This is a genomic window from Lysinibacillus sp. G4S2, from assembly GCF_030348505.1.
In the GTDB taxonomy this organism is placed as follows: domain Bacteria; phylum Bacillota; class Bacilli; order Bacillales_A; family Planococcaceae; genus Lysinibacillus.
Genome location: NZ_JAUCFJ010000002.1, coordinates 1390022 through 1404198, shown reverse-complemented (window position 1 = coordinate 1404198; position 14177 = coordinate 1390022). Strand labels below are relative to the sequence as shown.

Sequence of the window (14177 nt, the reverse complement as noted above, 5' to 3'; positions counted from 1 at the left end):
TTACTTTTTTGCGTTTAATAGCTGCTGTTGTAATTCGTATAAAATATTCATCGCTTGCATTGGTGAAGTCCCAAGAATATTTACTTTTTCTAAGTTTTTAAGCACCTCTGCCTCTGATGGAGAGATTGATTCTTCCTCTGTAAATAGTGACATTTGCACTGGCTGCTCAGCAACCTCCTCTGACACCGCAACTACCTTGCCAGCCTCGAAGTTTTCAAGCAGAACTTGTGCTCTTGTTAAAATCTCCTCTGGCAATTGTGCAAGCTGTGCTACATGAATTCCGTAAGATTTATCGGCAGCTCCCTTTTTCACCTTGTGTAAAAAGACAACTGTGCCATTTTTTTCGGTAGCAGATACGTGTACATTTTGCAGTCGAGAAAGTTCTTTTTCAAGTGCTGTTAATTCATGATAATGAGTTGAAAATAGCGTATTTGCCCCTATTTTATCATGGATATATTCCATCATCGATTGAGCAAGACTCATACCATCATAAGTTGATGTCCCACGACCAATTTCGTCAAACAACATCAAACTATTTTTCGTAGCATGCATAATAGCGTGCTGAGATTCTAACATCTCCACCATAAACGTTGATTGTCCAGCAGCTAAATCATCTGCTGCACCAATACGTGTAAAGATCTGATCTGTAATTGGTAATCTAGCCTTTTCAGCAGGCACATAACAGCCCATTTGTGCCATGACAACGATCAGTGCAACCTGGCGCATATACGTACTTTTACCAGACATATTCGGTCCTGTAATAAGCATCATATTGTTATTTTTCTCAAGTACACAATCGTTCGGCACATACATTTGCTTATTGAGCATCTTTTCTACAACCGGATGGCGCCCCTCAATAATTTCAAGGGCACGACCTTCATGAAATTCAGGCTTCGTAAAACGATATTTCTCTGAAACGCTCGCAAAGCTTAGCAGCACATCTAACTCACTAATACTTGCCGCTAACGCCTGTACACGTGGAATAAATGCCTTTAACTCATCGCGTATTTCTACAAACAAGTTGTACTCTAACGTTAAACTTTCTTCTTCAGCATTTAAAATTAATGCTTCTTTTTCCTTAAGCTCCTGTGTAATATAACGCTCGGCATTCGCCAAAGTTTGCTTACGTTCATAGCGTGTTAAATCAGCTAGATGGATGTTCGATTTTGTAATTTCAATATAATAGCCGAAAATTCGATTATAGCCTATTTTTAAGTTTTTAATGCCCGTTTTCGTCCGTTCTTCTTGCTCTAGCTGCGCGATCCAATCCTTCCCATTTCGAGAGGCATAGCGTAGCTCATCTAATCGCTCATTATAGCCATCACGTATGACGTCGCCCTCTTTAATCGTAATTGGTGGATTGTCTGTAATAGCACGGGCTAATAGCGCCTCTACATCCGCACATGTATCCAGTGCTGCACCAAGCTTTTCTAATGTTTCTTTATTGACACCGAGTAATTGTTGCTGAATTGCAGGCACCTGACGTAACGAATCACGTAGCTGCGCTAAATCACGTCCGCCTACATTACCGAAAGCTACTCGCCCAGCTAAACGCTCTAAATCATAAACTTGTTTTAAAGAGTCTTGCAGCTCTGTTCTTACAAAATACTCCTCCAATAAATCTGTCACGATTGCTAGTCTTGCTTCAATGGCAGAGCGTGTTGCAAGAGGCTGATGTAGCCACTGTTTTAACTTTCGCCCACCCATTGCTGTCACTGTGTCATCTAATAGCCATAAGAGGGTACCTTTTTGATCGCCACCGCGTATGGATTGAATAAGCTCTAAATTACGCTTTGAGCTAGAGTCAATGCGTAAATAATTTTTCATTTCATTGTACGTAAATGTTTGAATATGAGATAAAGAGCGCATTTGTGTTTTATCGATATAAGTAAGCAAACGAAGGCAAGCAGCTTGTAACTCATTTGGCACTGCTTCTAAATAGCTTGCCGCCTTGTCCATTGCCATTTCATCCATTTCAACAGAAAGTACGATACTAGCATTGACTGCATGCTCCGCTAACATTAGCTGTAAACTATCCGTTACAATCAGTTCACGAATACCATAGGCTTGCATTTGCATTAATAGTGCCTTACCATCGCCCTCAATTGAGGAGGCTATAGCTTCACCTGTAGATAAATCTAAATAAGCGTAGCCAAATGTCGTATCATCAAGTTGCTCCACAGCACCAATAAAATGATTGGTTTTACCATCAAGCGACTTCCCTTCCATAATCGTACCTGGTGTAATAAGCTGTACGACTTCACGCTTTACTACACCCTTTGCTTGCTTCGGATCTTCTGTTTGCTCACAAACTGCAACCTTATAGCCCTTTTGCACAAGTGTTTCAATATAATTTTTCGCCGAATGATGAGGCACACCACACATTGGAATACGCTCTTTTGCGCCTGCATCCCGGCTCGTTAATGTTATTTCTAAAATTTGTGAAGCATTAATTGCGTCCTCAAAAAACATCTCGTAAAAGTCGCCTAATCTAAAAAATAAAAAGGCATCCTTGTAATCTTCTTTTACCTGCAAATACTGTTGCATCATTGGTGTATAAGTAGTCATATTAATATTTCCCTCGCTCTTGCCATATAGATATATTTATTATAACAAAAGATACATGCGAAACGCCTCATTCATCTTTTTTTAAGATGCTAGCGTTTCGCATGTATCAAACTTTTAGTATTATCTTGGTCTTTCACCAGGAAACGATGAGGACTCTAAAACAAACCTTTCTCCGCTGGAGCTAGACGAGGAGCTTGAACTAGAGCTTGAGCTAGATGAAGACGAGGATGAGCTCTCATCATTAAAGCTCCATTCCTCTTCGAAATCTAGTGGATGTACACTAATGCAAATCGTCGTTTCACCCATTACCTCTACAACGACTTCGCGTTCTACTACGATCTCAAATTTCGTGCCGCATGGAGAAATAATTGCCTCGATGCAGTTTGGCTCTTGAACTACACGCACTCGAACATCATCACCAACACTCACTTCGCCATCTCTAAAATGGAGTTTCACTTTGTCTTTATAGTGAATCGTTTCAGAAAACACCGCTGTTTTCGAATGATTACTATAGGCATACCATACATTGACATCAAATTTCCCTGATACTTCTACAAATTTACCGACTTTTTTTGCGGAGCAAGTATGATTGATGACCCAGCAACCAAGAATACTCGTCGGTTTATTCGATGGACATAATGTTACACGTTCTTCCGTTCTCTTCTTCCCTTTGGCAACTACTGCTTTCGTCACGATTTGTCGTAAACGTTTCAGCGCAATTCCTCCTTCGACTCTTTTCACTCCATCATATGCAGGTAGCGCCTATTGGGTGAACATATATTTTTATTGAATTAAATTGCGTCCGGAGGCTTTGGGCCAACACGACGTTGGTCACTCAGTCATTACCACAGGACGTGGCGTTCTTAGACTGAGTTCCTCTATTTCAGTGTTGTTTGGGCACCCATTGAATAAAGATAAAATTCTTTTTTCATATTGCAAGTATTCACTTTAGCGTAACGGCAGCGACAAAATCTTTAATAAGCTGCGGTTTTGAGATTTATCGAGAACTTTTGATTGTTTATCGACCAACTTTTTCGATTTATCGACCAACTTTTTTAATTTATCAACCAACTTTTTTAATTTATCAACCAACTTTTTTAATTTATCAACCAACTTTCAAAAAATATCGACCTCTACCTTCATGCAACACTACCTGATCGCACTGATAATTTGCGTCGCTATGACATAAGCATATTTTCAAGGCAAAATTCAACATCAAAAAAAGCGCAAGAAATCAACTTTTCTAAATTGATTTCTTGCGCTTTTTAAGGTTTTGACCAGTTTGTCCCAGCCACTATTTCTTCTATTATTTTTATGAGCAGCTGCCTGGTGTTGTATTGGCTACGTATGAGCCAGTTTCTCCGCGTAGTACATCGCCGCCTGTTGAGCGAACAATTTCATTTGTGACATTGTTAGCAATTGTATTCGATACTAATTGTAACAAATCATTTACATCACCTTGAGATTCTTTAAATTGTTGTACTACTGGAATTGCATTGATTTCTTCTTCGATTTTAGCAATTTTGTCTTCAATTAATTTCAGCGCTTTTTCTTTTCCTAAGTGCTGGAAGTTAACAGCTTGTTTTTGTAGACTTTTTAGACTTGCAATACGCTCACGTACTTGTTGGTTTTCATTAATTTGTGCTTCTGCCTTTTTGAAAAATTCAACTTCTGGCGTATTAGCAATCATATGCGCAATTTCATGTGACTTCTTGATTAAATCTTCTTTTGTATATAATACTTGTGTCATTTACGCTTCCACCTTTTCATTTTTTACTACTTCTACGAATTCACCACTTAATGAATAGGAAGTAGCTTCAACTATTTTTACTTTCACTAATTGACCAATTAGATCTGCCGGGGCTTTAAAGTTTACAAGACGATTTTTACGAGTATAACCAGCTAACACATCATCGCGTTTTTTACTTGTACCTTCGACTAATACTTCTACTATTTCACCCTTCAAGCTCTCTAATGCTTTGCGAGAATATTCCCCTACAACCTCATTTAATCGATGAAGACGTTCTTTTTTCACTTCTTCAGGTACATTATCCACCATTTTAGCAGCAGGTGTACCCTCACGAGGAGAGTAAATATACGTAAAGGCCATTTCAAAGCCTACTTCACGGTACAAGGCTAACGTCTCTTCAAATTGCTCCTCTGTTTCATTCGGATAGCCAACAATAATATCAGTCGTTAGTGTTACTTCAGGAATAGCCGCTTTAATTTTTGCTACTAGTCCAAGGAAATGCTCACGTGTATATTTACGTGCCATAATTTTCAACACTTCATTTGAACCAGATTGTACTGGTAAGTGAATATGCTCAACTAAGTTACCACGTTTTGCAAGCACTTCGATTAAATGATCATCGAAGTCGCGTGGATGACTTGTTGTAAAGCGAATACGTGGAATATCAATTTTTCGTAATTCGTCCATTAAATCACCAAGTCGGTAATCAAGATCCTCGAAATCTTTACCGTAAGCGTTGACATTTTGTCCAAGCAGCATAATTTCTTTATAGCCTGAAGCTGCTAGTTCACGAACTTCAGCGATGATTTCTTCCGGACGACGACTACGCTCCTTACCACGCGTATAAGGTACGATACAATACGTACAGAACTTATCACAGCCATACATAATATTTACCCAAGCTTTGATAGAGCCAAGACGTTTTTTCGGCAGATTTTCAATAACATCGCCTTCTTTAGACCAAACCTCAATAACCATTTCCTTTGACATATATGCTTCTTTTAAAACGTTTGGTAAACGGTGAATATTATGTGTACCAAACACCATATCGACATGAGGATAGCTTCTTAAAATTTTATTGACAACGGATTCTTCCTGCGACATACAGCCACAAACCCCGATAAGCATTTCTGGATTTTTACGTTTATATTTCAGCAGGAAACCAAGTTCTCCAAACACTTTATTTTCTGCATTTTCACGGATAGCACACGTATTCAGTAGCACGACGTCAGCTTCATCAATCACATCTGTAGGCGTATAGCCAAGCTGCATAAAAATCCCGGCCATTACTTCTGTATCATGCTCATTCATTTGGCAGCCATAGGTACGAATATAAAATGTACGTCCTATGCCCATACCTGCAAACTCTTCCGCAATGTCAAAGTCCTTATGGTATTTAATATCTTCTTTCCCACGTTTTTTGGCATCTTTTAATGAAGGTGCCGTAAAAACCGTTTCAAAATATTTACTATAATCCTTTTCAGGCTTGTCTTCTTTTTTTGGTTGATTGACTTGTTGATTAGCTAAGCGTTGTTCCTCATTCATTGCAATCAGGTAACTCCTTTCAAACGAATTCCATACAGTCGAATTCCCATTTTACTATTATACTTAATAATTGCTACATCCTACAAGGTTTGCGTACTAAATGTCGTGGTTTAGACTTAATTACTCTTAACTACCTTAATTCCCCCAAAAGAATAGGACACCTTTGATAGGATTCAGTATCAAAGGGTGTCCCTGCACTTGGCTCGACCTTATTTGTAGTACTTTTTATATTTTAGATTTAAATAATAATTATATAGTTTTAGCTTTGTCCATCGCTTGACGTTCATATCTTCTCTAAAATATAGGGCATTCGAATATTTGCCCTGTTTTATTAATCGCTTTGTTTCAATTTTTAGTTTTTCATTATTTAAACCTTTAAATAGCGTTTTTTTTGGAATAAGTGACCACAAATGCCTCGTCTGTACATACGTTAGCTCTTGATTTACATTGAATACATAATCATTTGCAACATACTGCATTAAATTATGACCACTCGCTGTCACGAAATAGCTTGAAGCCCCAGTTCGTAAGTTCATTTCAAATATTTTATATTCCCCGTCACGAACATCTAATTTCATGTCAAAATTTGCAAATCCATTATAGCCAATGTCCTCCAAAAAATAACGTATTTTGTCCATTAGCTGTTCATCGAAATCCGTCATAATCGCCAAAGAAGTGCCAATATTATGTGGTGAAGGATCTTCGAGAAGCTTGTTACCTAAACACATTAATTTAACCTTCTTATCCTTCCCTACGTAAACATCTAATACACGAATATAAGAATCATCACCTGGAATAAATTCTTGAAGAATTAAAGAATCTTTATACGTAGAGCGATAAATACTGCTAATAATCTGCTGTTGCTCTTCTTCATTTTTTGCAAGAAATACTTTTTTCTTTTCAGGGAAGGAACAACTCGTATATTCAACGGCATTCGATGGTTTGATAATCATCGGAAAATCGAATGGAACATCACTTATTGCATGATGTTCCTTCGTCACTACCACCGTTTTTGGATATTTAATATTATATAAATCACAACACTTATAAAACTCTTCCTTTGTTCGAATCCGCGTCATTAAATCCTCATCTATATAAGGCAAAATAAAATATTGTTGTAGCGTCTGTTTATTGATAATGATAAGCTCCGCATAGTAACAATCACATACAAGTAAAATCAATTTCTTATTTTTGAACTGCATCGCGATGTCGATTAAAGCTTGTACAAAATAAGCTGGTTCGTCTAAACGGTCCACATATTGAAAGTCGATGATTTGACTATTTTGAGTTGCTATTCCTCGTGCCCCACCTAGTAAGAGTGCTCGAATGTTTTTTGTTTTCAAAGCTGGTTCTAATACAAGGCTTTTTATTCGATACGCTTCGTAAAAGGAGCGGGCTACCCCATAAGCATTGTGGCCCGATTGTATGATAACTGGCAAAAAAGTTTGATCTACTGTTATTGACAATTTTACTCGCCTCTCATTTAAAAAATGAATTTAATCATATGTATGCAATCTGTCTTGTACTTATGTAACTAATACAAATAAATTAAAGGCACTGAAACAAAAATGAATTTCCTAAGAAACATCATTTTTGTTTCAGTGCCTATATATCTATGAACAACAGTGTACTATATCTCAATTAATTTTCTCATACGCTGTTCAAAGCCGACAATCGATTGAACACCAAAGCTCTTAAGCAGATTGGCATTGGCAAATGTATACTTACCTAAATCGTCTGGGAAATGCGCATCTGAGGAAACTGTAAAGGCTACATCATGGTCAATTAAAATTTGCAAGAAACGAGGTCCTGGGCACATTTCCTTTACTGGGTAGCGATAATATAAGCCGGCATTTATTTCAGTGGCAGTTTGTGTTGTCACAAGAGCCTTAGCGATTCTTTCATACCAAGTATCCAGAAAAGCCGCATCTTCCACTTGATAGTCAAATACTTTAAAGTTGTCCAAATGTGCCACAAAATCAAACATATTCGAGAGGATCATTTTTTCTACTGTGGTAAAAAAACGAGTATAGTTCTGCTGTAAAGCTGCAGCGTCCATATCCTCAAAAATATATTGTGTCTGAGGATTATCAAAGCCCCAGCCATCCACAAAATGGACAGATCCGATAACATAATCCCACTGATATCGTTCTAACAATGATGCTAATTCTTCCTCACCTCCGACAAAATAATCGGCCTCGATGCCAAGCTTTAAGGAAATACCATGACAACTCCACTTTTCCTTTGCTCGATTAATGGCTGACACAAAATCATCCATACTTTCCGTCATGACACGATCAAGCCAATAACGCTGCAATTTACCAACTTCATTGTCACCCAACTGCATATAATTCTCAAAGTATGTTCGCGTCTCCTTAAAACGATATAGATGATCAACAATACCAACCTCGCGCAAACCAAGCTGTTTAGCCTGTTGTAGATATAAATCTAACCATTCCTCACTATAGCAACCGCTTTGTAATCGCTGTGACAACTGCTGCATTTGTAACTCAACATATGCTCTAGTACCTTTTGCTGCCGCTTCGTCTTCATTAAAAAAACGAATCGCCTGAGAAGTCCGCTCTAACCAACGAAATGAATATGGGCCCTCCTCTAAATGTACATGATAATCAATCATTCACTTTTCCCTCCATTACATACCGTCCACTTTTCCTCATATGCTTGCCACTCCACTGGGCAAACTACATCACAAAGAATATCTGAGCACTCCTCTAAGTGACAAATTTGATAAAAGGATTTACCATTTATTTTAGATGCATCTGCTAGTAAAAAATTCATTTTACTATGCTCAATCATTTTTTTAGAAATTAACGATTCATCCAAATCGTAATCGTAAACGATCCCTTCGCTAATACCACCACATGATATAAATGCTTTATCAAAATTCATATTGCCTAACACTTCCATTGTCATAGCTCCTGCTACTGAGGATTGTCTTGGATTTGTCGTTCCTCCGAGTAAAATAACCTTCCCCGTCATTCGTCGCTCTTCAATAGCCAAATTAAATTGTACTGCAGCAGCTATGGAATTCGTTACGACCGTTATATCATCGACTGCCAATAAAAAATCTGCGATATGCACCGTTGTTGTACCGGTATCAACAGCAATTGTATCCCCATCACATATACGTCTAGCTGCCAAACGAGCTATATTGCGTTTTGCCTCTTTTTGCATTTGAAGCTTTCGCAAAAATACTGGTTCATTTCTAACGTGTGTATACTTCACAGCTCCACCGTGTACTCTCGTTAATAAACGCTGTTGCTCTAGCTCATCAAAATCTCTGCGAATCGTTTCAGGTGCCACTTGTAATTCTTCCGCAATATTGGCAACAATAATTTTCTCATCAATCTCTAATTGCTTTAAAATAAACTCGAATCGTTCAATTTTTGCATACGTCATGATAATGCAATCACATCTTCCCTTGCTACATAGCACGTATATTTTTTGCCCAGCTCAAACAAATAGCCTCGTTGATGCAGTTGCTCCATTGTAAAGAGACATTCGCCCTCAAATGTTGTTCGAATAACATTGCCACTCATTAACGACTGCTTCGCCTCTCCAGTAATACAAACATCCCCCTGTCTCTGATCGAGATGAATGGCTTCTGGTCGAATCGCAAATTTTGAGCATTCTTTTGGTAACGTCTCGCCAATCATTTTCTCTAAAGCTTGGCGCGTAAAGACATTGTAATGACCGATAAAATTAGCAATAAATTCACTTTCAGGGCTTGTATAAATCGCAGTAGGTGTTCCACTTTGAGCAATCATCCCATTATTCATAACAAATATTCTGTCAGAAACAGCCATTGCTTCCTCTTGGTCATGCGTTACTAAAATCATCGTTATGCCTAGCTTTTGTTGGATGGCTCGTAAGTCGGCTTGTAGCTTTTTACGAATTTGGGCATCTAACGCACTAAGCGGCTCATCTAACAGCAACACCTTTGGACGTACAATTAAAGCACGAGCAAGAGCAACACGCTGCTGCTGACCACCCGACAATTCTTTCGGATAAGCGTTTGCTTTTTCAGATAAATGAACAATCGCAAGCATTTCTTGAACACGCCTGTCAACTTCAGCCGTATTTACTTTTTGCATGCGTAAACCAAAAGCTACATTTTCTTTCACCGTCATATTTGGGAATAGTGCATATGATTGAAACACCATGCCAACTTGACGATCCTTTGGTGGAACACCCATCATATCCTTGCCCTCAATGACAATTTGGCCAGCCGATGCATCTGTTAAGCCTGCTACAATTCGTAAAATGGTACTCTTACCACAGCCACTTGGACCTAAAAGAGTTATAAATTCACCTTTTTCAATCTTCATATCTATATTTGATAAAACCGTCGTTAATCCATATTTTTTATGAAGTCCTTCAATCACAATATAACTCATAGATTTGTAGCACCTTTCGATTGTTTCGTTAATCTTGCAATAACGAACGTTAATAAGCCCATAAGAACGATATAAACAAAGACAACTGCACTGGCAATATGTCCACTTGCACTTAGCTTTTTCATTAAATAAATTTGCACCGTTTCAAAGCGAGAACCTACCACAAGATTTATCAGTACAAATTCTCCAAAAAGCACTGAAAACGATAATAATGCACCTGCAAATAAACCTGGATAAACAGTAGGTAACAATATTTTTGTAAATGCCTGCATTTTAGATGCTCCAAGTAATTGGGCTGCATCTAAAAGCTGCCGTGCGTCTACATTCCGTAAACTATTACGCGTCCCTTGGTAAATGTACGGTAGGATACTGATGACATAGGCCCCTAAAACGACTAAAATCATCGGCACGCCGAATTTGCTATAAACACGAATGAGCCCGACTGCTAAAATAATTCCAGGGAATGAATACACCATAACAACTGCCGTCTGAATCCATTTTTCGTATTTTGGAAAATACAACACGATAACGAAAATGGCCGGTACGATAACGAGCAATGCGATCAATACTGCCCCACTCGACAATAAGACAGAACGTCCAAAAGCCTGTATAAATTCTGCATCCTGAAATAATGTAGTAATCCATTTAAATGTTAATCCTTCTGGCAAAATAGTGTTGTTCCAATTTTCCGCAAAGGCATAAAGCATTGTTGCAATAACTGGAAACACTAAATACACGACTAACAGGAGGAAAAATAAATCAGCAACGCCTCTCTTTTTCACTATAACTTCCTCCTTGTTTTTGAAATGCTCCATTCACTTAACAGCATCGCCGTCACCATCGTTACCGCTAGTATGACTGCAATAGCACTTGCCAGCTCTGGTTGGGCAAAAATATCTCCTTTAATAAGAGAACCAATACGTATTGCGACTAAATTGTAACTACTATTCGTTAGCGCATAGGCTGAGGCATACGCTCCCATTGCATTGGCAAACAATACGCTAAATGTCCCAACGATCCCAGGAAGCATAACAGGAACACCAATCTTTATCCAAAACTGCCATGTAGACGCTCCAAGCAGTGCCGCCGCTTCCTTCCATTGTTGCTGAATTCCATCATAAATTGGGTATAGAAGCATTAATGCTAACGGTAGCTGAAAATAAACATAAATGAGTAACAAGCCACCCCAGCTATAAAGAGAAAATGAAGATAATGCGTCGATACCCCATTTATCGAATAGCAATGTAAAGAGCCCGCTATTTCCAAGTAATACGATAAAGGCAAATGCCAATGGAATACCTGAAAAATTAGATGTTAAGTTTGTTAGTAGTAAAATCTTCTCACGTACTGGCTCAGAAAATCTCATAATCGCATAGACTGCAAATAAGGTAACGATTAAGGCAATTACTGCTGAAATAAAGGACAGTGTAATACTATTTTTAAAGCCTTGTAAAATGTAATCGTTCGTTAGTACTGCTTGATATTGTGCAAGTGTAAAACCATCACTATTTTGAAAGCTTGTGATTAGCATATACAGTAACGGTATTAAGAAAAATAACAATACAAGTACTAGAAAAGGAGAAAGCCAGGCAACTGTTTGCCGCTTCGAAATCAAAACAATCACTTCTTTCTATAGTTAATCCAAGTTGTTCCGATAAAATGAGAGAACATTCCGATAAAAGCTAAAATTGTTCCGATAAAATGAAATTTTGTTCCGATAAATCTTCAAAGTATTCATTTCCGTCCGGGCGCTTTCATGGGCGCGCCCAGCCTCTTTTAATTATTTTTTTAAAGAATGCGTCCCTTCTAATAACAGTGGAACCATTTCATCAGAAGGTTCGATATTCAATAAATGACAGCACAGCGGAGCAATTTGTAACTGTGATACAATCTCATCTTTAATGCCTGCTTTCACTCGATTTGAAATAACAAACATCGGTACATGACGATCCTCAGCTGTTGTTCCTCCATGATTACCATCACTTGTCATCCCATGATCAGCTGTCACTATAACCTCATAGCCCTGTGCAAGACATTTCGGGATAAATAAAGATAATAAGGCATCAACTGCTAAAACACGGTTTCGATACTGCGCTGAGTCAGCTGTAAATTTATGACCATCATCATCTACATTCATCGGATGAATATATAAGAAATCCGGTTGCTTTTGATCCATTAGCCATGCAGCATCAGCAAATAAATGACTGTCTGGATAGTGATCCTCAAAGTAGAACAAGCCATTCTCGATCGGCAATTGAGTATCCAATTGTAGCCTGTCTTCCATATGCACAAATGGTGCGCGATTGTATAGCTCACTTACCCAATGATAGGCAGCCGCTGCTGTCGACAGACCGCTTTCTTTCGCCAAATGGAATAGACTGTTTTGCGTAGATAGACGTACTGTCATATTACTTGTTACCCCATGTACAATGGGTGGTGTCCCCGTTAAAATCGTTTCATATAAAGGTCTCGATAATGACGGGACCTCCGAGCAAACCTTATAGCGTGCTGCAACTTTACGTTCAACTAAATGGTGCATAAACCCCATATGCGTACAGGCTGTATCAAAACGCAGTGCATCTACGACAATTAAAACAACTTTATTTTGCATGAATTAATACCTGCTCCTGATATAGTTGTGGAATTTGTTTCGTTGTTTCTTCCCATTTCTTTTGGTCTTTTACAGGCTGTGCATTTTTGTACATTTCTTCAGGTAATAATAGCTCCTTAACATCTTGAGGTAGTTGAACCTTGTCACGGATTGGGCGAGCATAACCCTTCGCTAAATTTTCTTGACCTGCATCGGATAAAATATACTCACGAGCTAACATTGCTGCATGTGGATTTTTTGCGTATTTATTAATGATCGTTGCATAGCCAGATGTTACAGAGCCTTCGGATGGAATAGCGACATCAAAACGTTTTTCATCGATTTGGTGACGATAGCCGAGCGCATTGAAATCCCATAAGATGGCTACATCAATTTCACCCTTTTCTATATTCGCTACAGAAGGATCACCTTTTAAACGCCCCTGCTTTGCTAAGTCTGCGAAAAAGTCTATCCCTGGTTGGATATTTGATTCATCGCCGCCAAATGCCATAGCAGCTGCTAAAATAGCAAACTGTGCTTGGTTTGCTGTTAGTGCATCACCAATGCTGACAGTGTAATCGCCGTTTTTAAGGTCCTCCCAAGATTTTGGGGCGTTTTTGACATTGTTTTTATCAGTTAAAAATGAAATTGTTCCTGTGTAACCTACAACCCAATGTCCTTCATCATCCTTTGCCCATTCAGGTATTTCATCCCAATAAGATGTTTTGTACGGTAATGTTAATCCCTTTTCCTTAGCAATCGGACCAAAGGCAATTCCTACATCACCAATATCCGCAGTTGCATCGTCCTTTTCTGCTTCAAACTTTGCTAGCTCCTCAGCACTCGACATATCTGAATCCGTATGCTTAAGGCTATATTCCGTGCCAAGTTCTTCCCAAGTCTCTACCCAGTTAGCCCACGTATCTGGCATACCGACAGAATTGACAGTACCTTCTTCTTTTGCTTTTTTCGTAACCTCTTCAAGCGTTAAATCACTGTTTACCTCATTGGAACTAGATGAACTGTCAGAACAAGCTGCCAACATCGAAATTGCTAATGCACCGATTAGACCTTTCTTCCACAACTTTTGAATCGCCATTTAGTTGGAACCTCCATTTGTTTTTGTTTATTTTTATTTGCTTACAACTGTTATGTTATAAAACAAACATTAAGCAAGTATGGAGGACATTAAAATATTCAGTAAAAATTATTTAGGAATTATTGATTTAATGGAGGAATTGTAAAGATAATCATTTATTTGAGGGGAAAATAAGAAGGAATCTAGTAGAGTATGCGCACGTTTGTG

Annotated in this window: 12 protein-coding genes; all 12 read right to left on the bottom strand. The window is 38.4% G+C overall.

The window, feature by feature from the left end:
- The gene (gene mutS / locus QUF91_RS07080) at window positions 1–2568 is read right to left on the bottom strand and encodes a DNA mismatch repair protein MutS (RefSeq protein ID WP_289417260.1); all 2568 of its coding nucleotides are present in this window, start codon (window positions 2566–2568) and stop codon (window positions 1–3) included.
- Between the two features lie 120 nt (window positions 2569–2688).
- Window positions 2689–3309 carry an outer spore coat protein CotE gene (gene cotE / locus QUF91_RS07075; protein ID WP_289417259.1) on the bottom strand — a complete coding sequence of 207 codons (621 nt, stop codon included), beginning with the start codon at window positions 3307–3309 and terminating at the stop codon, window positions 2689–2691.
- Window positions 3310–3880: 571 nt separating this feature from the next.
- Window positions 3881–4318 carry a YlbF/YmcA family competence regulator gene (locus tag QUF91_RS07070; protein ID WP_285394548.1) on the bottom strand — a complete coding sequence of 146 codons (438 nt, stop codon included), beginning with the start codon at window positions 4316–4318 and terminating at the stop codon, window positions 3881–3883.
- Window positions 4319–5863, bottom strand: coding sequence for a tRNA (N6-isopentenyl adenosine(37)-C2)-methylthiotransferase MiaB (gene miaB / locus QUF91_RS07065; protein ID WP_285394550.1), 1545 nt, complete (start codon window positions 5861–5863; stop codon window positions 4319–4321).
- 209 nt (window positions 5864–6072) lie between these two features.
- The gene (locus QUF91_RS07060; protein ID WP_289420026.1) at window positions 6073–7323 is read right to left on the bottom strand and encodes a carboxylate--amine ligase; all 1251 of its coding nucleotides are present in this window, start codon (window positions 7321–7323) and stop codon (window positions 6073–6075) included.
- Window positions 7324–7493: 170 nt separating this feature from the next.
- On the bottom strand, window positions 7494–8501 hold the full coding sequence (locus QUF91_RS07055; RefSeq protein WP_285394551.1) for a histidinol phosphate phosphatase domain-containing protein: 1008 nt from the start codon (window positions 8499–8501) through the stop codon (window positions 7494–7496).
- Window positions 8498–9283, bottom strand: coding sequence for a DeoR/GlpR family DNA-binding transcription regulator (locus tag QUF91_RS07050; protein WP_289417257.1), 786 nt, complete (start codon window positions 9281–9283; stop codon window positions 8498–8500). The genes QUF91_RS07055 and QUF91_RS07050 overlap by 4 nt, the downstream gene beginning before the upstream one ends.
- Window positions 9280–10281, bottom strand: coding sequence for an ABC transporter ATP-binding protein (locus tag QUF91_RS07045; RefSeq protein WP_289417255.1), 1002 nt, complete (start codon window positions 10279–10281; stop codon window positions 9280–9282). Before QUF91_RS07045 ends, QUF91_RS07050 begins: the two co-directional genes overlap by 4 nt.
- On the bottom strand, window positions 10278–11063 hold the full coding sequence (locus QUF91_RS07040; RefSeq protein ID WP_285394555.1) for an ABC transporter permease: 786 nt from the start codon (window positions 11061–11063) through the stop codon (window positions 10278–10280). Before QUF91_RS07040 ends, QUF91_RS07045 begins: the two co-directional genes overlap by 4 nt.
- Window positions 11063–11905 carry an ABC transporter permease gene (locus QUF91_RS07035; protein WP_285394557.1) on the bottom strand — a complete coding sequence of 281 codons (843 nt, stop codon included), beginning with the start codon at window positions 11903–11905 and terminating at the stop codon, window positions 11063–11065. Before QUF91_RS07035 ends, QUF91_RS07040 begins: the two co-directional genes overlap by 1 nt.
- A gap of 156 nt (window positions 11906–12061) precedes the next feature.
- Window positions 12062–12892, bottom strand: a complete 831-nt coding sequence (locus QUF91_RS07030; protein WP_285394558.1) for an alkaline phosphatase family protein — start codon at window positions 12890–12892, stop codon at window positions 12062–12064.
- On the bottom strand, window positions 12882–13970 hold the full coding sequence (locus tag QUF91_RS07025) for an ABC transporter substrate-binding protein (RefSeq protein WP_289417254.1): 1089 nt from the start codon (window positions 13968–13970) through the stop codon (window positions 12882–12884). The genes QUF91_RS07030 and QUF91_RS07025 overlap by 11 nt, the downstream gene beginning before the upstream one ends.
- Window positions 13971–14177: the final 207 nt, after the last annotated feature.